At 65.8% G+C, this 20,994-nt stretch carries 22 protein-coding genes; 8 read left to right on the top strand and 14 right to left on the bottom strand.

Translation table 11 applies throughout. The features are described from left to right. Positions 1–99: 99 nt before the first annotated feature. The 6 genes from K9B33_RS18040 to K9B33_RS18015 all read left to right on the top strand — a co-directional run bounded on the left by K9B33_RS18040 (position 100) and on the right by K9B33_RS18015 (position 5,801). The gene (locus tag K9B33_RS18040; RefSeq protein WP_224550461.1) at positions 100–771 is read left to right on the top strand and encodes a pyrimidine 5'-nucleotidase; all 672 of its coding nucleotides are present in this window, start codon (positions 100–102) and stop codon (positions 769–771) included. Continuing rightward, complete coding sequence (gene dapD, locus K9B33_RS18035; RefSeq protein ID WP_224550460.1) at positions 768–1,607, top strand: 2,3,4,5-tetrahydropyridine-2,6-dicarboxylate N-succinyltransferase; 840 nt, start codon at positions 768–770, stop codon at positions 1,605–1,607. Before K9B33_RS18040 ends, dapD begins: the two co-directional genes overlap by 4 nt. Positions 1,608–1,756: 149 nt before the next feature. Then, positions 1,757–2,986, top strand: coding sequence for a glycosyl transferase (locus K9B33_RS18030; protein WP_224550459.1), 1,230 nt, complete (start codon positions 1,757–1,759; stop codon positions 2,984–2,986). Continuing rightward, entirely contained in the window at positions 2,979–4,124 is a 1,146-nt protein-coding gene (locus tag K9B33_RS18025) for a glycosyltransferase family 4 protein (RefSeq protein WP_224550458.1), read from the top strand. The genes K9B33_RS18030 and K9B33_RS18025 overlap by 8 nt, the downstream gene beginning before the upstream one ends. Next, a complete protein-coding gene (locus tag K9B33_RS18020) occupies positions 4,124–5,116 on the top strand; it encodes a sulfotransferase (RefSeq protein WP_224550457.1) in 993 nt (330 codons plus the stop codon). Before K9B33_RS18025 ends, K9B33_RS18020 begins: the two co-directional genes overlap by 1 nt. After that, positions 5,079–5,801: a winged helix-turn-helix domain-containing protein gene (locus tag K9B33_RS18015; protein WP_224550456.1), complete on the top strand. Its 723-nt coding sequence runs from the start codon at positions 5,079–5,081 to the stop codon at positions 5,799–5,801. The genes K9B33_RS18020 and K9B33_RS18015 overlap by 38 nt, the downstream gene beginning before the upstream one ends. A gap of 3 nt (positions 5,802–5,804) precedes the next feature. Here K9B33_RS18015 and K9B33_RS18010 read toward each other — a convergent pair whose 3' ends face one another. From K9B33_RS18010 to phhA, 12 genes are all read right to left on the bottom strand, one after another. Beyond that, on the bottom strand, positions 5,805–6,794 hold the full coding sequence (locus K9B33_RS18010; RefSeq protein ID WP_224550455.1) for a DUF2891 domain-containing protein: 990 nt from the start codon (positions 6,792–6,794) through the stop codon (positions 5,805–5,807). Next, positions 6,791–7,726, bottom strand: coding sequence for a DUF979 domain-containing protein (locus tag K9B33_RS18005; RefSeq protein WP_224550454.1), 936 nt, complete (start codon positions 7,724–7,726; stop codon positions 6,791–6,793). The genes K9B33_RS18010 and K9B33_RS18005 overlap by 4 nt, the downstream gene beginning before the upstream one ends. Further along, positions 7,723–8,400 carry a DUF969 domain-containing protein gene (locus K9B33_RS18000; RefSeq protein WP_224550516.1) on the bottom strand — a complete coding sequence of 226 codons (678 nt, stop codon included), beginning with the start codon at positions 8,398–8,400 and terminating at the stop codon, positions 7,723–7,725. Before K9B33_RS18000 ends, K9B33_RS18005 begins: the two co-directional genes overlap by 4 nt. A gap of 18 nt (positions 8,401–8,418) precedes the next feature. Beyond that, complete coding sequence (locus tag K9B33_RS17995) at positions 8,419–8,997, bottom strand: PAS domain-containing protein (RefSeq protein ID WP_224550453.1); 579 nt, start codon at positions 8,995–8,997, stop codon at positions 8,419–8,421. 107 nt (positions 8,998–9,104) lie between these two features. Next, positions 9,105–9,698: a nitroreductase family protein gene (locus K9B33_RS17990; RefSeq protein WP_224550452.1), complete on the bottom strand. Its 594-nt coding sequence runs from the start codon at positions 9,696–9,698 to the stop codon at positions 9,105–9,107. An 81-nt stretch (positions 9,699–9,779) separates the two neighbouring features. After that, positions 9,780–9,965 (bottom strand): hypothetical protein, encoded by a 186-nt coding sequence (locus tag K9B33_RS17985; RefSeq protein WP_224550451.1) that lies wholly within the window; start codon positions 9,963–9,965, stop codon positions 9,780–9,782. 144 nt (positions 9,966–10,109) lie between these two features. After that, a complete protein-coding gene (locus tag K9B33_RS17980; RefSeq protein WP_224550450.1) occupies positions 10,110–10,469 on the bottom strand; it encodes a Rieske (2Fe-2S) protein in 360 nt (119 codons plus the stop codon). Next, the gene (gene maiA / locus K9B33_RS17975) at positions 10,466–11,110 is read right to left on the bottom strand and encodes a maleylacetoacetate isomerase (RefSeq protein WP_224550449.1); all 645 of its coding nucleotides are present in this window, start codon (positions 11,108–11,110) and stop codon (positions 10,466–10,468) included. Before maiA ends, K9B33_RS17980 begins: the two co-directional genes overlap by 4 nt. Beyond that, positions 11,107–12,411: a fumarylacetoacetase gene (gene fahA / locus K9B33_RS17970; protein WP_224550448.1), complete on the bottom strand. Its 1,305-nt coding sequence runs from the start codon at positions 12,409–12,411 to the stop codon at positions 11,107–11,109. The genes maiA and fahA overlap by 4 nt, the downstream gene beginning before the upstream one ends. Continuing rightward, on the bottom strand, positions 12,411–13,718 hold the full coding sequence (hmgA, locus tag K9B33_RS17965; protein WP_224550447.1) for a homogentisate 1,2-dioxygenase: 1,308 nt from the start codon (positions 13,716–13,718) through the stop codon (positions 12,411–12,413). Before hmgA ends, fahA begins: the two co-directional genes overlap by 1 nt. Further along, positions 13,715–14,779 (bottom strand): 4-hydroxyphenylpyruvate dioxygenase, encoded by a 1,065-nt coding sequence (gene hppD, locus K9B33_RS17960; RefSeq protein WP_224550446.1) that lies wholly within the window; start codon positions 14,777–14,779, stop codon positions 13,715–13,717. The genes hmgA and hppD overlap by 4 nt, the downstream gene beginning before the upstream one ends. A 57-nt stretch (positions 14,780–14,836) precedes the next feature. Continuing rightward, a complete protein-coding gene (gene phhA, locus K9B33_RS17955) occupies positions 14,837–15,694 on the bottom strand; it encodes a phenylalanine 4-monooxygenase (RefSeq protein WP_411974040.1) in 858 nt (285 codons plus the stop codon). A 113-nt stretch (positions 15,695–15,807) separates the two neighbouring features. Between phhA and K9B33_RS17950 the strand changes: the two genes are divergently transcribed. After that, positions 15,808–16,269, top strand: coding sequence for an Lrp/AsnC family transcriptional regulator (locus K9B33_RS17950; RefSeq protein ID WP_224550444.1), 462 nt, complete (start codon positions 15,808–15,810; stop codon positions 16,267–16,269). Positions 16,270–16,334: 65 nt separating this feature from the next. Here K9B33_RS17950 and K9B33_RS17945 read toward each other — a convergent pair whose 3' ends face one another. Both K9B33_RS17945 and K9B33_RS17940 read right to left on the bottom strand, forming a co-directional pair. Continuing rightward, positions 16,335–17,279 (bottom strand): cation diffusion facilitator family transporter, encoded by a 945-nt coding sequence (locus tag K9B33_RS17945; protein ID WP_224550443.1) that lies wholly within the window; start codon positions 17,277–17,279, stop codon positions 16,335–16,337. Between the two features lie 41 nt (positions 17,280–17,320). Beyond that, positions 17,321–19,741, bottom strand: coding sequence for a membrane-bound PQQ-dependent dehydrogenase, glucose/quinate/shikimate family (locus K9B33_RS17940; protein ID WP_224550442.1), 2,421 nt, complete (start codon positions 19,739–19,741; stop codon positions 17,321–17,323). A gap of 389 nt (positions 19,742–20,130) precedes the next feature. Between K9B33_RS17940 and K9B33_RS17935 the strand changes: the two genes are divergently transcribed. Further along, positions 20,131–20,733, top strand: a complete 603-nt coding sequence (locus K9B33_RS17935; RefSeq protein WP_224550441.1) for a hypothetical protein — start codon at positions 20,131–20,133, stop codon at positions 20,731–20,733. Positions 20,734–20,994 lie beyond the last annotated feature (261 nt).

Genomic DNA, 20,994 nt, shown 5'->3' with positions numbered 1-20,994 from the left:
GGAGATGAATCCCCGCCTGCGCGGCGATGACGATAAGGGCGTATGGGGAGAAGGGTTAGAGGCCTTGCCCTTCCCCCCGCACCGGACTAGGGCGCGGCCATGCGCGCGGATATGGCCCATATCGATAGCTGGATCTTCGATCTGGACAATACGCTCTACCCGGCGAAGGCGGACCTGTTCGCGCTGATCGACGTGAAGATGGGCGAATTTATCCAGGGGCTGCTCGGTTGCGACCCGGTGATCGCACGGGAAACGCAGAAGCGCTATTTCATGGAGCATGGCACCACGCTGGCGGGCCTGATGCATCATCATGGCATCGAACCGCACGCCTATCTCGACTATGTCCACGACATATCGATGGACCGGCTGGAGGTCGACCCGGCGCTCAACGCCCATATCGCCGCCCTGCCCGGTCGCCGCCTGATCTTCACCAATGGCGATGCGGCCTATGCGCGGCGGGTGCTGGACCGGCTGGGCCTGGGCGACGCGTTCGAACTGATTCACGACGTCCATGCTTGCCAATATGTGCCCAAGCCCGATCCGTCGGGCTATGCCACGCTGTGCCGCGTCCATGGCGTCGATCCGACCCGCGCCGCCTTTTTCGAGGATATGGCCCGCAACCTCAAGCCCGCCAAGGCGATCGGCATGACCACCATCTGGGTCAATAATGGCTCGGAAGCGGGCAATCACGACCATCATCCCGATTTCATCGATTATGAAACCGACCATCTGACGCCATTTCTGGCCGCCATCATTGGGGAGCATCCATGAGCCAAGACCTGCAAGCCACTATCGACGCCGCGTGGGACGACCGCGCCAATGTCAGCCTGACCACGCAGGGCGCGGTGCGCGATGCGGTCAATGAAGCGCTCGCCCTGCTCGACAGCGGCAAGGGCCGCGTCGCCGAGCCGACCGCCGATGGCTGGCAGGTCAACCAGTGGCTCAAGAAAGCGGTGCTGCTGTCCTTCCGCCTCAACGATAATGCGCTGATCGACAACGGCCCGGGCGGCGGTTTCTGGTGGGACAAGGTACCCAGCAAGTTCGCGGGCTGGGGCGAGGCCGAGTTCCGCGCCGCCGGTTTCCGCGCGGTCCCCGGCGCCTTCGCCCGCGCCGGCGCGCATATCGCGAAGAACGCGATCCTGATGCCCAGCTTCGTCAATATCGGCGCCTTCGTCGATGAAGGCACGATGGTCGACGCCTGGGTCACTGTGGGAAGCTGCGCGCAGATCGGCAAGAATGTCCATCTGTCGGGCGGCGTCGGCATCGGCGGCGTACTGGAGCCGCTCCAGGCCGATCCGGTCATCATCGAGGATGACTGTTTCATCGGCGCGCGATCCGAAGTGGTCGAAGGCGTGCGTATCGGCAAGGGGTCAGTCCTGTCGATGGGCGTGTTCATCGGCCAGTCGACCAAGATCATCGACCGCGCCACCGGGGAGGTCTTCATGGGCGAAGTACCCCCCTATTCGGTGATCGTCCCGGGCTCGCTCCCCGGCAAGCCGCTGCCCGACGGCACGCCCGGCCCCAGCCTCTATTGCGCCGTGATCGTCAAGCGCGTGGATGCTCAGACCCGGTCCAAGACCGGCATCAACGAGCTGCTGCGCGACTAAACCCTATCGGCCGGGCAGCGTTCATGACGCTGCCCGGCCGTTACGTCGCGCGAATGTTGCAAGCCGTCCACGCCCTGACGCATGCTGAAATTCCTCCGCGATAAAAGTCCGCCATCCCTCCATTCGGGTCTGATCGAATGGAGTTTATCATGGGACGCGACTGGTTCGACCGGAGCGATGCTGCGGCGTTGGCCCCGCCACAACGGCTGTGCTTCTTCAACGCGCAAATCCACCAGCTATTCCACGCCCTGCCGGTCGCGATCGAACTGTCGCGCGACCCCGCCTTCGCCGTGGACGTCATGGCCGCGACCGACGACCATCTGGCGCTGGCGCGCGACATCGCCGCCACCCGCGGGGCCGGGGCGATCCGCTTCCTGCGGTGCGGCGGGCGCTGGCTGGACGCGCTGGCCAGGCTGACCGGCGGGACGATCCCGCCCAAACTGGCCGTCCTGCTCGCCGCACGGGGCAAGCTTGCCGATTATGACGCGATCGTCGTGCCCGAACGCACATCGCTGCTGCTCAAGCGGCTGGGCCTGTCGCGCACCCGCTTCATCCATACCTGTCACGGCGCGGGCGACCGGGCGGTCGGCTATGACCTGCGCATCGCCCGGTTCGACTTCGTCCTGCTGGCGGGCGAAAAGCAGCGGCGGCGGATGCTGGACGAAGGGCTGATCCGCGAAGGCCATTACGCCATCACCGGCTACAGCAAGTTCGACCTGACCGGTCCCAAAAGCGACCGCCAGCGCCTGTTCGCACAGGACCGGCCGGTCATTCTCTACAATCCGCATTTCTCGCCCCGCCTCTCCTCCTGGCCGGCCATGGGGGAGGATGTCATCCGCCAGTTCGCGCAGGACGACCGGTTCAACCTGATCGTCGCGCCGCACATCCGCCTGTTCGACAATCGGCGACGCCGCGCCACGATGGAGCGCCGCCTCGCCGACCTCGCGCGCCTGCCCCATGTCCATATCGACCTGGGCAGCCGGGCCAGCATCGACATGCGCTATGTCCATATGGCCTCGCTCTATCTGGGCGACGTCTCCAGCCAGATCTACGAATATCTCGCCCGCCCACGCCCCTGCCTGTTCCTGAACGGCCATCGCGCCGACTGGCAGGAGGACCGCAGCTATGGCCATTGGCGCTATGGCCCGGTGCTGGAGTCGGCGCAGGGCATCGCCGATGCGGCGGCCGACGCCATCGCCAGCCATACAGCCTATGCGGAGGCGCAGCAGCAGGGCCTCGCCCGCACATTCGACGCTCTTGGCGACACCGCCAGCGTCCGGGCGGCGCGCGCGCTCACCCAATATCTCGCGCGCAGCCAGTCGGCGGCGCGCCCCGCCCTCAATGGCCTCCCACGGCTGGAGCGGGTCGCCCATGTCTGAAGCGCCCCCATCGCTCTGGCTCGTCGCCCGCGTATATGCCCCCGATGAGGGCGGTGTGCAGACCTATGCGCGCGAAGTCGCCCGCGCCTATGCCGCGCAGGGTCGCCGCATCACCGTCTTCGCCAAATCTTCCGCCGGCCCGCGCCGGGTGCGACAGGATAGCGTCGATCTGATCGACGTCGGCGCGGCGGCCATGCTGGTGGTCTATGCGCGACTGTTCCGGGCGATGCTGGGCGCCTGGCTGGGCGGCGATCGCCCGGCGCTGATCCATGCCTGCACCTGGCGCGCGGCGCTGCCCGCCCTGCTCTTCCCGCGTCCGCTGGTCATCACCGTCCATGGCCGGGAGGTCGGGCGGCCACGCGGAATCGCGCTGCTGCTGTTGCGACTGGCGCTGCGCCGTGCGCGGCGGATCGTCGCGGTCAGCGAGGTGACACGCATGCTGCTGCTCGATCGCCTGCCGCATCTGGCAGGCCGCACCTTCACCGCCTGGAACGGCGTAATCATGCCGGCCGATCGCGCACCGACCGCCTTCGCGCGGGGCGCGGGCGGCGCGCAACTGCTCACCGTCTGCCGCCTCGTCGCGCGCAAGAATATCGCCGCCGCCGTGCGGGCCGTCGCCGGCTGTTTCCAGGACGGCGCGCATCTGCGCCATGTTATCATCGGCCGCGGCGTCGATTCGGTACGGGTGCGCGAGACGATCCGCCATTGCGGCCTCGACGGCGTGGTCACCATGGCCGGCTATGTGTCGACCGCCGACCTGGCCGACGCCTATGCCGCCGCCGACATCTTCCTCCACCCGCAGATTACGATGGAGGACGGCGCGGAGATCGAGGGCTTCGGCCTGTCGGTCGCCGACGCCATGGCGCAGGGGCTGGTGTGCATCGTCGGGCGCGATGGCGGCCCGGCCGAATTCGTCCGCGACGGCGTGACCGGCTTCATCGTCGATGGCCAGTCGATCGACGCGATCCGCACCGCGCTCGACCTGCTGGTCGCCGACCCGGCCTTGTGCCGCCGCATCGGCGACAGGGCGCGGGCCTGGGCGGCGGAAAGCCTCTCATGGGACCGGCATTGCCGCCTTTGCCTGGGCGAAAGCGATGCGGATGTGGCCATGTCTGCAACCCTGGCGAAGGCCGCCTGATGGCCGCGATCGTCCATATCGGCTATCACAAGACCGGCACGACCTGGTTTCAGGACAGCTTCTACCCCGCCATCCGCAACCGCCGCTATATTCCGCGCGCGACCGTGCGCGCCGCCTTCCTCGACGCGGGGGCGCTGCATTTCGATCCGGCGGCGGCGCGGCGACGGCTGGGCGACGCGCCTGACGATATGATCCTGTGCGAGGAAAATCTGACCGGCGGGCTGCATAATGGCGGCCTGGCCGGCAACCTCAGCAAGGATGTCGCCGATCGCATCCGCCGTACCCTGCCCGACGCGCAGATCGTCATCTTCGTGCGCGATCCGCTGTCGGCGATCGTGTCGGCCTGGCTGCAATATGTGAAGGGCGGCGGCACCTTCGGCCTGCGTCGCTATCTGTTCGGCCGCGATTCGCTCAGCCCGGTGGCGCCTGAACGCGACGAGGCGCCGGGCTTCCGCCTCGACCATTTCGACACGATCCGCCTGATCGCCCATTATGACGCCCTGTTCGGGCCGGACCGGGTCCATGTCTTCCGCTATGAGGATTTCCGCGCTGACCCGCGCGGCTTCGTCGCCGCCTATGCCGCACGCTTCGGGCTGGACGTCGACCTCGCTTATATCGACTGGAGCGCGCGCAATCCTTCGCTCAGCCGCCCGCTGCTCTGGCTGGCGCGGGCGATGAACCTCTTCACCCGCCGCGCGGTCGCCGACAAGAGCTGGCTGGTCGATATCCCCGGCTGGTACGGCGTCAGCCGTCGCCTGCTGCGCCGCGCCAACGCGTCCGGCCGGTTCGGCCGCCCGCTGGCGACGCGCGACCTGCTCGACGACGCGCTGGCCAGCCAGCTACGCGCCCATTACGCTGCGGGCGAACGCCTGCTGACGGCGCGGCTGCAATGGCAGGCGCGCATGGACAAGCGAGACGGGACGGTTTTGCGCTGGCGGCAGCGTCATTGCGAGCATGACGATCTCGCACAGTCGCCTTCTCATCGTCGATAACGACAGCGCCCAGCTCGCCCAGCTGGCTGACAATTTCGCCCGCTACGGCCTGATCGTAGAGGGCGCCGAATCGCCACTGCAGATGCGCACGGCGCTGGCGCAGCATGATTATGCGCTGGTGGTGCTCGACCCCGCCATCGCCCCGGAACAGGGGGCGGCGCTGCTGCGCGAACTGGCGATCGAGCGCCGCCTGCCGGTGATCGTGCATAGCGCCGCCTGCGGCGAAGCGGACCGGATCGCCGCGCTGGAGCTGGGCGCGGAGGATTGCCTGTGCAAGCCCGCCAACCCGCGCGAACTGCTGGCCCGCATCCGCGCCGCGCTGCGCGGCCGGATGGCACCGGGCGCGCGCCTGGACGCCGCCGCCGCGCGCAGCTTCGCCTCGTTCGAAGGCTGGCGCGTGGACATGACCACCGGCCAGCTATTCGATCCGAAAGGGACGGCCGTCTCCCTGTCGGACGGCGAATTTCAACTGCTGCGCGTCTTCGTCGAACATCCGCGCCAGGTCCTGGACCGCAGCCGCCTGCTCGACCGTGTCCATGGCGCGACCGCCGACCATTATGACCGGTCGATCGACGTCCAGCTCTGCCGCCTGCGTCGCAAGCTGTCCGCCTGCGGCCTCAAAGGCCCGGTCATCCGCACCATTCGCAACGAAGGCTATATGTTCGTCCATTCGGTCACGAACTAGCGCTTACTCCAGCGCCAGCAGGGCGAAGGTGGCGAGCCAATGTTCGCCCATATAGTCGCCCGCGACATGGGGCAGGCTGGCGGCGACATGGACCTGCGCGGCGTCGCGCGCCAAGGTGGCGACTGCATCGTCCGGCCCCAGCGCGGCGGCGATCGCGCGCCAGCACCAGCCCCGGCTCAAATTTAGCCCGTCGAGATGCGCGATCTTGCCGTCGCTGCGATCCGACACGCTGGCCGGCGTGAACAAGGTCGCAGGTTCGCCCCGCGCCAGATCGGGCAGGAAGGCGTGGAACCAGTCGGCAAAGGCCGCGCGGTCCAGCAGCCGGCTCATCAACAGCGCTTCGCATAGAGCGGGCGAGAGAAATTCGTCACCGCCCGGCTCCCACGCCTGGCATCCCCGATCCTGCCCGAACCAGCCGATCGCCTTGTCGCGGATCAGCGCCACCAGCGCCGGATCGCGCGTCTGCGCCCAGTCCAGCGTCAGGGTGAGCGCAAAGGCGATGTTGAAATGGGTGCCGACCCGCAGCGGATAGGTCAGCTTGGGCAGGAAAGCGTGGAACCGCGCCGCCAAGGCGTCCGCCAGCGGGGCGAAGGCCGCCGCCCAGGGCGCATCGTGCCGCGCCAGTTCGGCATCCAGCGCCAGCGCCCAGGCCCAGCCATAGGGCCGCTCGAACCCGGCGCTCAAGGGCCGGTGCAGATAGGCGAGTTCGCCCGCCACCTTGTCCGGCACCAGCATCGCGTCGGCCCGCGCCCGGATTTCGCCGGCCTGCGCCATGTCGGGGAAGAGGCGCATCAGCCGCATCACCTGCCACCAGCCATGGACGCAGCTATGCCAGTCGAAACTGCCGTGGAAGATCGGGTGATGATCCTCCGGCGGGCGTGCATCCTCCGGCCCGCCCAGCACCAGGTCCATCTTGTAGGGATAGCGCCGCCCCAGATGCGACAGGGTCAGCGCGGCGAAACGGTTCGCGATATCGGGCGTCAGAAGCGTCATGGGAAAGCCAGCCAGTAGATGAGCGCGATGTTGACGATCAGCAGCGGGACGGCGGTGCCGACCTGCCGCTTGATGACGCCATGCTTGTCCTTCAGTTCCAGCAGGGCGGCCGGGACCAGGTTGAAATTGGCGGCCATCGGCGTCAGCAGGGTGCCGCAGAAGCCCGCCAGCATCCCGATGGCGCACACGATGGCGGGGTCACCATGATAGGTGCGGATCAAGAGCGGAATACCGATCGCCGCCGTCATCACAGGAAAGGCGGCGAAGGCGTTGCCCATGACCATGGTGAACAGAGCCATGCCGAGGCCATAGGCGATCACCGCGCCGATCAGGCTGCCCTGCGGGATCGCCTGTTGTACGATGGCGCCCACGACATCGCCCACCCCCGCCAGCGCGAACACCGCGCCCAGGCTGGCCAGCATCTGCGGCAGGATCGCGGCCCAGCCGACACAATCCATCAGCCGCCGCCCCTGCTGCAACGGCACGCTCGCTCCGGCGCGCAGCCACAGGCACCCCGCCGTCATCGCGATCAGCACGCCCAGCGCCAGCGCGATCAGCGTCGCCTGCTTCGGGTCGAACCAGCCGGGCGCGGCCTTGAACAGGAAGGTGCCGGCCAGCGCCGTCACCGGAATGATGAGCGCGATGGCGAACAGCCGGTTGCCGAAGCGATCGGCCCGCGCCTGCCGCACCTCCGCCGGCACGCCGCCGTCGCCCCGGCCCAGCCCCAGCGCACCCAGCGCGACCAGGCCCAGCACCAGTACGCCATTGCCCAGGTCGCCCAGCGCGTCGCCCGCCCACATGGATGTCGCGAGCAAGGCCCAGAAGGCGGCCGTCGTCCAGCGGCGCGGGTTGCCGCGGTCCGCCACGCCCAGCAGCGCGAAGGCGGCGAACACCGCGCCCGCCAGCGCATAAACCCAGTGCAGCGTGATCATGGCGCGCGCTCCGCCCGGATGCGCGCCAGCCGCTTGTCGAGCCGCCACAGGCGAAAACCATGGATCAGCAGCGCGGCGATCGCGGTCGGGATCGCCCAGACCGATAGCTGGAACGGCTCCAGGCTGATGCCATATTGCTCCAGCAGCCCCTTGATCAGCAGGATCGATCCGATGGCCAAAAAGATATCCTCGCCGAAGAACAGCCCGACATTGTCGGTCGCCGCGGCCCAGGCCTTGATCTCTTCGCGCGCATCCTCGTCCAGCTCGCCCGCCTGCGTTTCGGCTGCCGCCTCGGCGATCGGCGCGACCAGCGGACGCACCGTCTGCGGATGCCCGGCGACCGACGTCAGCCCGACCGCAGCCAGCATCTGCCGCAGGATCAGGTAGAAGGTCAGGAAGCGCCCGACCGTCGCCCCGCGCATCGTCGCGATCAGGCCGCGCGCCCGTTCCTGCAACCCATGCGCCTCCAGCAGGCCGACGACCGGCAGCACGATCCAGATGATGCTGACATAACGCGCCTCGTTGAACGCCTTGCCGAAGGCGGCGAGGATCGCCAGCGGATCGAGCCCCGCGGCCAGCCCGGTGACGATCGCCGACGCCAGGATCACCAGCAGCGGATGGAAGCGCAGCAGGAATCCCGCCACGATGATCGCAATGCCCAGCAGCACCATCAGCGACGCGCCCCCGCCATGCTAAAGCCCCGCCTCGATCGCCAGCCTGATGCCCTCCGCCGCGGTGCGCACGTTCAGCGCGCGCAGCATCGCCGCACGGTGCATCTTCACCGTGCGTTCGGTCAGGCCCAGATCATAGGCGATCTGCTTGTTGAGGCGGCCTTGCGCCATGCCGACCAGCACCGCGCGCTGGCGCTCGGTCAACGTGGCGATCAGCGCGGCGGCGTCGTCCGCCCGCTGCGTCGCCGCATCCCCGACCGCCATCTGGGAACCGAGAAAATAGTCCGGCGCCCCGTCCGTTCCGAAAATCGGCGCGATCATCACCGCATTGCGGAACGGTGTACCGTCCTTCCGATAATTGAGCAGTTCGACCAGCACCGGCCGCCGGTCACGCAGCGCGGCGCGGATGGCGTCGATCCCCGCCGCCTCCGTATGCGCGCCGGACAGGAAACGGCAATTGCGCCCGACGACTTCCGCCTGCCGGTATCCGGTCAGCGCCACGAAGGCGTCGTTGCACGCGACGATCGGATTATCGGGCAGTCGGGGATTGGTGAGGACCGCGGCGACGGCGCTTCCGGCGATCATTTCGGACAGGGACATGAACGACAGGCACTCGTGGTGGCGAAGACGCGCCGCCGCTGCGACGCCCTTGGCCATCCTGCCCCAGATCGCCCCCCCACCGCAAGGCGGGGGAGCACCATCGGAGATCAGCCCGCGAAACTGCCCGCATGGGCGAAGGCTTCGACCGGCTTGCGGTCGCTGGGCGCTTCACGCGCCTGCAATGCTTCGGGCAGTATCGCCTTGTCGCCCTGCCGGCCGATCGCGACCGCCGCTTCGATACGAAAGCGTTCGGGCACCGCCAGTTCGGCGCGCGCCTTGTCGAAATCGACGCCCGTCATGCCGTGGGTGTGATAGCCCAGCCGCGTCGCCTGCAGCGCCAGCAACGCCCAGGCCGCGCCCGCGTCGAAGCTGTGGCTGTACGACGGCTTGAAATCGTCGGACCCCGGCGGCGCCATCAGCGTGTCGGACAGGATGAACACGATCGCGCCGGCATTCTGCACCCAGCCCTGGTTGAAGGGCAGCAGCACGTCCAGGAAGCGCGACCAGTCGGCGCCGTCACGATGCGCATAGAGGAAGCGCCAGGGCTGATAGTTGAACGCCGACGGCGCCCAGCGCGCAGCATCGAAGATCGTGTCCAGATCCTCTTGCGGAATCGCCGAGGAATCGAAGGCGCGGGGCGACCAGCGCTCCAGAAACAGGTTGTCGACGGCGCGCGTGACGGCGCGGGGATTGGTGGCCATGCTATCTCCTGAAAAATGGGGCGATGGGAAATGAGGTGCCCGATCTAGGCAATGTTTCGCGATGGCGAAATGATCGTTCCGTCAATTCACCGTTTCGCGCGGCGGCAGGCAAGCCTCGTCCGGGAGAGTAAAGGGAAACAGCGCGTCGGCGTCCCGCTCGATCAACACGACGGACGGTTCGCGCAACAAGGCCTGCGCCAGCCGCGCGCGCCAGCGCCCGAACAGGCCCTCGGGGCCGTAACCATCCTGCTCCTGTCCGTCCTGCATAGACACTCCGCGCCGACTCATGCGGCTTATCTATCGATCTTATAGAGAAGCCTCCTACAAGCAATGCTCGTTCGGACGACAGAAAATTTTGCCGGATACCCGGCGCGGCGGTCCGCCCTGAACCACATGGTATAGGCCGCGCCATCAGTCCGTGACGACCCAGCCTTCGACCAGCGCCACCGGCCACGCGCCGAGCGACTGGCCGACGCAGGGACCGCCGACGCACCGGCCATCCTGCCTGTCGAACAACGCGCCGTGCCAACTACAGGCGATGAAGCGTCCATCGGGTGTCAGATAGTCGTCCAGCTTTTGCGCCAGCGGCAGGCCGGCATGAGGGCAGCGATCGACAAAGCCCGACAGATGATCGCCATCGCGCACGACGAAGCCGTGGAAACGGCCCGCGCGCATCTGCAACACGAAATTGCGGGCGGCGCCGTCTTCCAGGCTATCGAGCGGGCACAATCGGACTCCCGCCGGCGTCGCCGCCACCCGCCCTTCGCTCATGCGTCGGCGTCCGGCTGCATCTCGGGATGCGCCGCGGCAACGAGCGGCAAGGCGGCGGCCTTGTCACCGGCCGCCACCAGCGCGGGATAAGGCGTCAGGTCGACGCCGGAGCGCCGGGCGTTGAAAAGCTGCGGCACGAGATAACAGTCCGCCAGCGTCGGCGCGTCGCCGAACGCATGGCCGGCCCCATGGCGCGCGACCATCTGTTCGAGAGCAGCGAAGCCCGCGCCGATCCAGCGATGGCTCCAGCCATCGATCTGCGCCTGATCCGCGCCGAAATCCTGCTTCAGCGCCCGGAGGACGCGCAGATTGTTGAGCGGATGAATGTCGCACGCGATCAGCGCCGCCATCGACCGGACGATCGCCCTGTCGTCCTCATCCTGCGGCAGCAAAGCCGGTTCCAGCCACCGGGCGTCGATCCATTCGAGAATGGCCGGGCTTTCGATCAGCACCGTATCGCCGACCTGCAACGCGGGCACCAGTCCATGCGGCGCGATCGCCAGATAGGCGTCGTCGCGCTGGGCGCCTATGCGCAGGTCGTGATTGACCTGCGCATAGGCGACGCCCTTGAGGTTGAGCGCGATCCGCACGCGATAGGCAGCCGACGATCGCCAATAGCCATGCAGGACGACCTCCCTCATGGCGCTGGCATCACCATCGCCCGGCATTCGCCCAGACCGATGGACACGCGCCCCGGCGCCGACGCATGGGCGCGCAGGATGATCTCGTCGCCATCCTCCACGAAGGCGCGGGTTTCGCCATTGGGCAGGGTGATCGGTTCCTTGCCGCCGATGCTCAGCTCCATCAGGCTGCCGAAACCGTCGCTTGTGGGCGCGGAAATGGTGCCCGTCCCCAGCAGGTCGCCCGGATTGAGGTTGCAGCCATTGGACGCATGATGGGCGACGATCTGCTGCACGGTCCAGTACATGCTGGTCGCAGGACCGCGGCTGAGGCGAACGGGCGCGCCCCCCGCCTCCCGCATCCTCGCGGTCAGCAGCCAGGCTTCCAGCGTGAGGGCGAGCGCGCCATGCGCCTGATCGCCCGGGTCCAGCAGATAGGGCAACGGCTGCGGATCGCCCTGCGGCCGCGCGGGCTGGGCCATGCGGAAAGGCGCCATCGCCTCGGCTGTGACGATCCACGGCGAGATGGTCGACTGGAAATTCTTGGCCAGGAAGGGGCCGAGCGGCTGATATTCCCACGCCTGAAAATCGCGCGCGGACCAGTCGTTGAGCAGGCAGAAGCCGGCGACATGATCGGCGGCCTGCGCGATCGGAATGGGGGTGCCGAGCGCATTGCCCGGCCCGATCCATACGCCCAGCTCCAGCTCATAGTCGAGGCGGGTGGTCGGTCCGACGACCGGCGCATCGGCCTCGGGCGGCTTGCGCTGGCCCAGCGGTCGCCGCAGCGGCACGCCCGATCCCCGGATCGAGGAGGCGCGACCATGATAGCCGATCGGCACATATTTATAATTGGGCAACAGCGGATTGTCGGGCCGGAACTGGCGGCCGACATTATTGGCGTGATGGATGCCGACATAGAAGTCGGTATAGTCGCCGATCCGCGCGGGGACGTGCAGGGTGCAGTCCGCCGCGGCATGCAAAAAGGCCGCCGCCGCCGACCGATGCGCCGGATCGGACAACAATCCGCTCACGCCATGGCGCAGCGCCCGCCGCCGGTCGGCCGGCAAGCCGAGCAGGTCGTTCACCAGGCTGCCGCGGCAGGCGGCCGCCAGATCGTCGGGCAGCAACCCCGCATCCGCGCAGGCCCGCAGGTCGAGAATGCGGTCGCCGATCGCGACGCCAATGCGCGGCGCCAGACCGGATGGGGAGAACAGCCCGATCGGCAGATTCTGGATCGGGAAATCGGCATGGCCCTGCGCGCTTTCGACCCAGCTGGTCAGCGCCGGGTCATGCGTCGCGTCGGTCGTCCACCAGTCCGCCATCACGAATTCCCCTTTGCGACCGGCAATTGCGCCTTGCGGAAGCCCGCCCAGCAGGCATCATAGTCGGATTGCAGCAGCGGCGTGTCCATCGCCCAGGCGGTCGGCCGTATCATGTGGCGGCTCTCGAACATGAAGGCCATCGTCCCCTCGATCCGCTGCGGCGCCAGCGCTGCGGCGACCGCCTTGTCATGGCTCGCCACGTCCGGCCCGTGACCGGACATGGCATTGTGCAGGCTGGCGCCGCCCGGTGCGAAGCCGCCGGCCTTGGCGTCATATTCGCCCTCGATCAGCCCCATATATTCGCTCATGACGTTGCGGTGGAACCAGGGCGGGCGGAACGTGTCCTCCGCCACCATCCAGCGCGGCGGAAAGATCACGAAGTCGATATTGGCCGTGCCGGGCGTGTCGCTGGGCGATGTCAGCACGGTGAAGATGGACGGATCGGGATGGTCGTAGCTGACCGTGTTGATCGTGTTGAAACGCGTCAGATCGTAGCGATAGGGCGCGACCGTGCCGTGCCAGGCGACCACATCGAAGGGACTGTGGTCGATGGTCGTCGCCCACAGCCTGCCGCCGAATTTCTGGACGATCTGGGTCGGCCGCTCGACATCCTCGAACGCCGCGACCGGCGCTTCGAAATCGCGCGGATTGGCCAGGCCGTTGGACCCGATCGGGCCAAGGTCCGGCAGGCGGAACAGCGCACCATAATTTTCGCAGACATAGCCGCGCGCAGGCCCGCCCGGCAGTTCCACCCGGAAACGGATGCCGCGCGGGATCAGCGCGATCTGCAACGGCGCAACGGTCAGGACGCCCATCTCCGTCACGATCCGCAACGTACCGACCTGCGGCACGATCAGCAGTTCGCCATCGGCGCAAAAAAAGGCGCGATCGACCATCGACCGGTTCGCGGCATAGAGATGGATGCCGCAACCGCCCCCCGCCGCGACATCTCCATTGCCGGCATAAGTGACCAGGCCATCGACAAAATCCGTGGGTTCCACCGGCATGTCCAGCGGGTTCCAGCGCAGGCGATTGGGCGAGGCGGGCCTTTCGGCAAAGGGACCGGACCGCAGCAGGCTGTCGCGATCATAGGCCAGGAACGGGCCGTGACCGGCGCTCGGCCGCATACGGTAGAGCCAGCTACGCCGGTTTTCGTGCCGCGGCGCAGTGAAGGCGGTCGCCGAAAACTGCTCGGCATAAAGGCCGAAAGGCACGCGCTGCGGCGAATTGCGCGCCACCGGCAGCGCGCCGGCAACGGCCTCGGTCGCATGATGGTTGCCAAAGCCGGTCAGGAACAGGTCCGTCATTCGTCCACCGTGATGACGCCGCGCCGGATCTGGTCCAGCTCGATGCTTTCGAACAGCGCCTGGAAATTGCCGTTGCCGAAACCCTCATTGCCCTTGCGCTGGATGATCTCGAAGAAGATCGGGCCGAACATATTCTCGGTGAAGATCTGCAGCAATATGCCTTCGCTCTCCACATCGCCGTCGATAAGGATACGGTTCGCGCGCAGCCGCTCCAGATCCTCGCCATGGCCGGGCACCCGTTTGTCGACCAGCTCATAATAGGTTTCGATCGTGTCCTGCAACGTCACCCCGCGCCCGCGCAGCCGCTCGACCGTGTCGTAGATATCGGCGGTGGTGAGCGCCAGATGCTGGATACCCTCGCCATTATATTGGCGGATGAACTCCTCGATCTGGCTCCTGTCGTCCTGGCTTTCGTTCAGCGGAATACGGATCGCCTTGTCCGGCGCGATCATCGCCTGGCTGAACAGGCCGGTGGCCTGTCCCTTGATATCGAAATATTTCTGCTCTTCGAAATTGAACAGCGTGCGGTAGAATTCGCTCCACACCCGCATCTGGCCGCGCCGGACATTGTGGGTCAGATGGTCGAGCAGGTCGAGGCCGACATTGTTTCGCGCTTCCGCTTCGCGCCAGCCGGGGAACGCCGCCCAGTCGGCATAGAGATCGGCATCGTCCGCCACGAAATAGAGGTAGGAGCCGCCGATGCCCTGGATCACGGTGTCATCCTCGTCGGTGCGCTTGGCGCCATGGTCCAGCGCCCAGCGCATCGCCGCCTGCGGGTCGTTGACGCGGAACGCCATGGCGCTGGCGGATGCGCCATGCTCGCCCCGAAACGCCGCGACGCGACCGGCATCGTCGCGGTTGAGCATCAGGTTGATGCGACCCTGCTTGTAACGGGTGATGTTCTTCACCGGATGGCGATGCGTCGCGGTAAAGCCAAGCTGCTCGAACTGCGCGGCCATGCCGTCCGGATCGGGCGAGGTGAACTCGACGAATTCGAAACCGTTGAGGCCGAGCGGATTGTCGGTCGTAGGCTCCGCTGCAGGGCTGGCGTGGGTGGCCATGGGCAAATCCTCTCTCTTTATGTCAGTCATGAAACAGGGCCGGCGTCTTCAGCGCTCTCATGCACCGGCCGCCGCCCGGCTGTGGGCATAGGCCTGCGTTCCGCGGGTGAAGACCCGGTCGCCCGGCAACAGCGCGTCGGTGGCAAGGTCGGGCTGACCGTCCAGTTCCGCATAAAGCGGCGCGAAATCCGTCTGGGCCGTCTGGCGCAGAAGGTCTTCGAAACTGTCGATCACGAAATAGCTCTGCTGATAATCGTCGATTTTGTAGTTGGTCCGCATCAGCCGCCTCAGATCGAACCCGAGCCGATGGGGCGACGGATCGTCCAGTGCGAACAGGGATTCGCCATAGGAGGAGACGATGCCGGCACCATAGACCTTGAGCCCGTCGTCCTGGCGGATCAGGCCGAATTCGACCGTATACCAGTAAAGCCGCGCCAGCCGCTCGATCGCGCCCAGGCCGTCGGCGCGCAGCCCGCCCTGCCCATAGGCCTGCATGTAATCGGCGAATACCGGGTTCGCGAGCAGCGGCACATGGCCGAACACGTCATGGAAGATGTCCGGCTCCTCCAGATAATCGATCTGGTCGGGGGTCCGGATGAAACGCCCCGCGACGAAGCGACGGTTGGCGAGATGGTCGAAAAATACGGCGTCGGGGACCAGCCCGGGCACCGCGACGACTTGCCACCCCGTCGCCTTCATCAACCGTTCCGACAGCGCATCGAAATTGGGAATGCCCGGCTTGTCCATGCGCAATATGTCGAGGCCCGCCATAAATTCCGGCACGACGCGGCCGGGCAGCATCTTCCCCTGCCGTTCGAACAGGCGGTCCCACATCGCATGTTCCGCCGCGGTATAACGGCCCCAGTCCTGGGCAATGGTCCAGTCCTCGGCAGCGCCCTTCGGTCGTTCGTGCATATCCTGTCCCATGCCGACCTTATCGCATGGAAAAGCCGAAATCCTGTTTCAATATATGCGGGTTATCGCCATAAATTGAACCACAGGTTTCACAATATGAGGGAATATGAAACATGATCGATCTGGACGCCGTCGATCGGCGCATTCTCGACCAGCTGCAATCGGACGCCACGCTCAGCAATGCGGAACTGGCCGATCGGGTCGGCAGTTCCGCCGCGTCCTGCTGGCGGCGGGTCAAGGCGCTGGAGGCGGCGGGGGTGCTAGGCCCGGCGGTCCGATTGCTGAATGCCGTGGCGATCGACCGGAAGGTCAATGTCTTCTGCAACATCCGCGTGCGCAGCCATGCGCGCGAGGTGCGGGCGCCGTTCGAGGCGTTCGTGCGCGAGCGGCGGGAGATCATCGAATGCTATTCCATGTCGGGGGACTGGGATTATCTGCTGCGCGTGGTCGCGGCGGACGTCGAGGATTATGAGCGCTTCCTGATGCGCGTCCTGCTGGAACATCCTGCCGTCGGCGGCGCATCGTCGCATTTCGCGCTGTCGCTCACCAAATATACGACCGCCTTGCCAGTATAGGGAAATTGGGGTGATCCTGGTTATCCGGGGCCGGTCGACATTCCGTTTGACGGCCTGCAAATGTCCTAAAGCACATGAATGGCATCTTCCCGCTTTTCCGGCCGGATATAAATGGACGTCAGCTCCGGCATGGCGCGCTTGAGTTCGGCTTCGATCGCTTCGATCAGGGTTTCGCCCTCGCCCATGGTCAGCGCATCCTCGAAATCCGCACTGATCGCGACGAAGACCGCATCGGGCGCGGTGTGGATGGTCCTGACATGATTGACCGCCACGATCTCCGGCCGACGCTCGACCGCACGCCACACCTGTTCGATCAAAGCCGGGTCGGCGCTTTCCCCGATCAGCAGGCCCTTGGCTTCGCGCGCGAGCATGATGGCGACGAAGGCCAGCACCAGGCCGATGAGGATCGATGCGACCCCATCGATCCGGGCATCGCCATAATGATGGCTCGCCCAGATGCCGACGCCCGCGATGAGGAGGCCGATCAGGGCCGCGCTGTCCTCGAACAGGACGATGAAGCCCGCGGGATCTTTCGATCGCCGCACCGACTGCCACCAGCTCGCCGCACCGCGTTTGCGATCGAAGTCGCGCATCGCGATCAGCCAGGACGCGCCCTCCATCGCAAAGGCGATGCCCAGGACGATATAGTTGATCGCGGGGTCGCGCAGCGGCTCGGGCGCCTGGATATGCGCCCAGCCCTCGTAGATCGATACACCCGCGCCCACGGCGAAGATCAGGATCGCGACGACGAACGCCCAGAAATACAGTTCGCGGCCATAGCCGAAGGGATGGGCGCGATCGGCGGGGCGGCGTGCGCGCTTCTGGCCGTAAAGCAGCAGCAACTGGTTGCCGCTGTCCACCAGCGAATGAAAGCCTTCGGTTAGCATCGACGACGATCCGGTGATCGCAGCCGCCACGAACTTGGCGACCGCGATCCCCATATTGGCCGCCAGCGCGCCATAGAGGACGATGTTGGCCCGGATATGGGCGGTCCACCCCGGATCGCTCATTCAAACGGCGCCGCTGGCTGGCCTGTATGGGACGTCACGCATCATCCTTTGGTCGGCAGGGCCCAGGCGATCACCTGATCCCCGATCGGGGTCTTCATGAAATGATGGCCGCCGGTCATCAGCACCACATATTGACGGCCATTCTGTTCATAGACCATCGGCGTCGCCTGTCCGCCAGCGGGCAGCGCCGTCTGCCACATGATCTTGCCGGTCCTGAGGTCGATCGCCTTGAACAGGTCGTTGGTGGCCGCCGCGATGAAGATCAGGCCGCCCGCCGTCACCACCGAGCCGCCATTATTGGGCGTGCCGATGGTGAAGGGCAGATAGCTGGGGATACCGAACGGGCCATTCTTGCGCGCCGATCCGAACGGGCGGTCCCAGATCGTCTTGCCGGTGGCGATGTTGATCGCGCGGATACCGCCATAGGGGGGCTGTTTGCACAGCATACCGGTGAAGGGCATCTGCCATCCGGCATTCACATCGATCGCATAGGGGGTTTCCGCCTGCGGATCGCCCGCGCCCTCGGCATGGGGCTTGCCACCCCGGCTGGCGTTGCCGCCCTTGTCCTGCCTGGCCATGTCGGCTTTCTGCTCGCGGGTGAACCAGCCCTTTTTGTCGGCTTCGGCGCGGGGCACGAGGCGGACATAATTGGGCATGTCGTTATAGTTGGCGACGATGACGCCCCGCGCAGGATCGACGGCGACGCTGCCCCAGTCCGTCCCGCCATTATAGCCGGGATATTCGATCGAATGGCGGGTCGTTTCAGGGGGCGTGAAGAAGCCGTTATAACTCGCCCGGCGGAAATTGATGCGACAGATCATCTGGTCGATCGGCGACATGCCCCACATGTCGGATTCCGTCAGCGGCGCCTTGCGCAGCGTCTGCCACAGCGAGACGATCTGCGTCGGCGCGCGCTGGCTGGGTTCGACGCCGCCGCCCGGCGCCCTGATCGTGCCGATCGGCGTCAGCGGCCGGCCGGTCGCCCGGTCCAGCACATAGATGTCGCCCTGCTTGGACGACACCAGCAGGGCGGCCTTGCCCTTATAATCGATCAGCGTGGGCTGGCTGCCGAAATCATAGTCCCATACGTCGTTCTTGACCGCCTGGAACGTCCAGCGCGGCTTGCCCGTCGTCACGTCCAGCGCGACGATCGAGGTGGCGAAGCTGTTTTCCACCGGCGAACGCATCGTGCTCCAATAATCGACCGTGCTGTTGCCCATCGGCAGATAGACCAGCCCCAACGCCTCGTCGCCGCTGGCGATCGTCCACATATTGGGCGTGCCGCGCGACCATTGCTGGCCTTCGGGCGGATAGCTATTCCATTCGGGATGCTTCATGTCCCAGGCGAAGCGCAGCTTGCCGGTGACCGCGTCGAAACCCTGGATCACGCCCGACGGCTCCCAGCGCTGCTGCCCGTCCAGCGTCTGGTGCCCGGTCACCGCGATACCGCGAATGATGACCGGCGGCGAGTTGATCGAGACGAGGCCGGGGAAGACCTTGCCCATGCCGATCTTGGCATCGACCTGGCCGTTGGTTCCGAAATCAGAGCAGGGACGCCCGGTTTCGGCATCGACCGCGATCAGGCGCGCGTCCAGCGTCCCTTCGATCAGCCGCCTGGCGCAGAGCGATCCGGGCGCGGCGTTCGGGACGGCATAATAGCTCACGCCGCGGCAGGCGGCCGTGTAGGGAATCCAGGCGTTCGGCACCTTGGGGTCAAAGCGCCAGCGCTCCTTGCCAGTGGCCGCGTCGAGCGAGATCATGATATTCTTGGCGGAGCAGAGGTAGAGCGCATTGCCGACCTTCAGCGGCGTCGTTTCGGCGCCATATTGGGCGGCGGCGGCCGCATCGCTCGGCATGTCGCCGGTATGCGCCAGCCAGACCTGCTTGAGCTGCGCAACATTGCCGGCATTGATCTGGGTCAGCGGCGAATAGCGCCGCGCCGCGCCGGTACCGCCATAAGCGGGCCAGTCCGCGCCCGTCGCCATGCCCGACGGGTCCATCATCCCTATCGAATTTGGCGCAGGCAGCGCCGCGACCGAAACGTCGCGCGTACCCAGGAAGGTAAACAACAGCGCCGTCGCCACGACCGCAACGCCGACGCCCGCGCCCGCCAGCTTCCAGCGATTGGCCGCCCGCGTCAGCGTCGGCATGACCAGGAAGGTCGCGACCAGCAGCACGACCGGCGCGATGATGCGCGGCACCAGCGCCCAGACGAGATTGCTGCTGGCATCGAAAAAGGCCCAGAGCACGGTGGCCGCCACGACGGCGATATAGGCGTAGGCGCCCAGCATCCGACTGCGCATCAGCATCACGCCGGCGAAGAGCATCGCTACCCCGGCCAGCCCATAATAAAGCGAGCCGCCTAATGTAGCGAGCCATATGCCCCCGCCTGTCAAAACCACGCCTATGGCGGCGATGACGAAACCCAGGATGATGGCTGGCCAGCTACGACGTTCGGGCAATTGGAAATTCCTCGTCTCGATGGTCGATGGCGCCCGCCACCGAACGGGCAGGTCCCCGCCGCGCAGGGGCTAAAATTCTGACAAATGTTTCTGTTCCGGTTCTCAATCGAAACTTACCGTTTCCAAGGTCCGGTATCGGCCGCTGCCGGAAAGATTGCCCTGGGACGGGGCCACGGCATCGCCGCCTCCCGGCGACAATCGGTCGATCTTGCGCGAACTCCGTCCCAAAATGCGCCGGTCGGACTACGGCAGACAGCGGCTTTCCGACACCGACGCAGCGACGCCCCATAATCCGGCAATGGAAGGACATCATGACGGCAGCACATCGGTTGACATGTCATGTAGCGCGGCTATCCCATTCTCCTCATAGCGTGAAGTGGAGAGATAACATGCAGTCCCTACCGTTAGCGTCTGTGTTTTCACACAAATACGACAAGGATGTTTCGGATTGGGGTGGCCATTCGGGCAGCGGATCAAGCCCGTATCACACCATGGCATACCGTATGTTTCTTGAGCAATTCATCGCCCTGAACAATATTCGTTCGGTGACAGACGTCGGCTGCGGCGACTGGCAGTTTTCGAAGTTCATCAATTACGACGGCGTATCCTATCAGGGATATGATGTCGTTCCCACCATAGTCGCTCAAAATATCGCGCTTCACTCATCGGATGACGCGAATTTCGACGTCATGCCGGACGATGTCATGGATGTCAGAGGCGGCGATTTGCTGATCATGAAAGACGTGCTTCAGCATCTGCCCGATGACGTCATCATGGGATTTGCCGCAAAGCTTTTCCCCAAATTCAAATATTGTCTGCTGACAAATTCCTATCGGAAGCTGGATACGCCCCAAAATATCGACATCGAGGCAGGGGGCTTTCGCTGCCTGGACCTCACAGAGGCGCCCTATAATGTCGCGGGGACATATGTTCTGCAATTCAACAGTCCGCTTTGGGAGGAATTGAGGGTTCTGCTCGTCAGCAATCATTGATCGCCGCGGGGCGGACCGAAGGCCGTCCTTCGGACAAGATTCTGCTCCAGGGCCCGGATTTCGCGCCCTCCAGACCGGGAGTGGCGGCAAGGCGCGTTGCGCGCCAGCGCGTCGTCACTATCGATGACACGAACCGGATCGACATATCGCACGCCGCCCCGCGTCATGCCGCGCGATCCCATATTGGCCGTCAAGAGAAAGAGGCGTGAAGCGACACGTACAGCCGCCCTTTTCGAGAGCGACGAAAACAGATTTCGTGGA

The sequence above is a fragment of the Sphingobium sp. 3R8 genome (genome assembly GCF_020166615.1).
GTDB classification, from domain to species: Bacteria; Pseudomonadota; Alphaproteobacteria; order Sphingomonadales; family Sphingomonadaceae; genus Sphingobium; species Sphingobium bisphenolicum.
This window is presented reverse-complemented; position numbering and strand designations above follow the sequence as displayed.

Excerpts from the sequence above, each read along its gene's own strand:
- K9B33_RS18025 (WP_224550458.1), top strand. The coding sequence starts at position 2,979 with ATGTCTGAAGCGCCCCCATCGCTCTGGCTCGTCGCCCGCGTATATGCC.
- K9B33_RS18005 (WP_224550454.1), bottom strand. The coding sequence starts at position 7,726 with ATGATCACGCTGCACTGGGTTTATGCGCTGGCGGGCGCGGTGTTCGCC.
- dapD (WP_224550460.1), top strand. The coding sequence starts at position 768 with ATGAGCCAAGACCTGCAAGCCACTATCGACGCCGCGTGGGACGACCGC.
- K9B33_RS18030 (WP_224550459.1), top strand. The coding sequence starts at position 1,757 with ATGGGACGCGACTGGTTCGACCGGAGCGATGCTGCGGCGTTGGCCCCG.
- fahA (WP_224550448.1), bottom strand. The coding sequence starts at position 12,411 with ATGGCGGACTGGTGGACGACCGACGCGACGCATGACCCGGCGCTGACC.
- hppD (WP_224550446.1), bottom strand. The coding sequence starts at position 14,779 with ATGGCCACCCACGCCAGCCCTGCAGCGGAGCCTACGACCGACAATCCG.
- K9B33_RS17995 (WP_224550453.1), bottom strand. The coding sequence starts at position 8,997 with ATGTCCCTGTCCGAAATGATCGCCGGAAGCGCCGTCGCCGCGGTCCTC.
- K9B33_RS18020 (WP_224550457.1), top strand. The coding sequence starts at position 4,124 with ATGGCCGCGATCGTCCATATCGGCTATCACAAGACCGGCACGACCTGG.
- maiA (WP_224550449.1), bottom strand. The coding sequence starts at position 11,110 with ATGAGGGAGGTCGTCCTGCATGGCTATTGGCGATCGTCGGCTGCCTAT.
- K9B33_RS17980 (WP_224550450.1), bottom strand. The coding sequence starts at position 10,469 with ATGAGCGAAGGGCGGGTGGCGGCGACGCCGGCGGGAGTCCGATTGTGC.
- K9B33_RS18010 (WP_224550455.1), bottom strand. The coding sequence starts at position 6,794 with ATGACGCTTCTGACGCCCGATATCGCGAACCGTTTCGCCGCGCTGACC.
- K9B33_RS17945 (WP_224550443.1), bottom strand. The coding sequence starts at position 17,279 with ATGAGCGATCCGGGGTGGACCGCCCATATCCGGGCCAACATCGTCCTC.
- K9B33_RS17935 (WP_224550441.1), top strand. The coding sequence starts at position 20,131 with ATGCAGTCCCTACCGTTAGCGTCTGTGTTTTCACACAAATACGACAAG.
- hmgA (WP_224550447.1), bottom strand. The coding sequence starts at position 13,718 with ATGACGGACCTGTTCCTGACCGGCTTTGGCAACCATCATGCGACCGAG.
- phhA (WP_411974040.1), bottom strand. The coding sequence starts at position 15,694 with ATGCACGAACGACCGAAGGGCGCTGCCGAGGACTGGACCATTGCCCAG.
- K9B33_RS17985 (WP_224550451.1), bottom strand. The coding sequence starts at position 9,965 with ATGCAGGACGGACAGGAGCAGGATGGTTACGGCCCCGAGGGCCTGTTC.
- K9B33_RS18040 (WP_224550461.1), top strand. The coding sequence starts at position 100 with ATGCGCGCGGATATGGCCCATATCGATAGCTGGATCTTCGATCTGGAC.
- K9B33_RS18015 (WP_224550456.1), top strand. The coding sequence starts at position 5,079 with ATGACGATCTCGCACAGTCGCCTTCTCATCGTCGATAACGACAGCGCC.
- K9B33_RS17990 (WP_224550452.1), bottom strand. The coding sequence starts at position 9,698 with ATGGCCACCAATCCCCGCGCCGTCACGCGCGCCGTCGACAACCTGTTT.
- K9B33_RS17950 (WP_224550444.1), top strand. The coding sequence starts at position 15,808 with ATGATCGATCTGGACGCCGTCGATCGGCGCATTCTCGACCAGCTGCAA.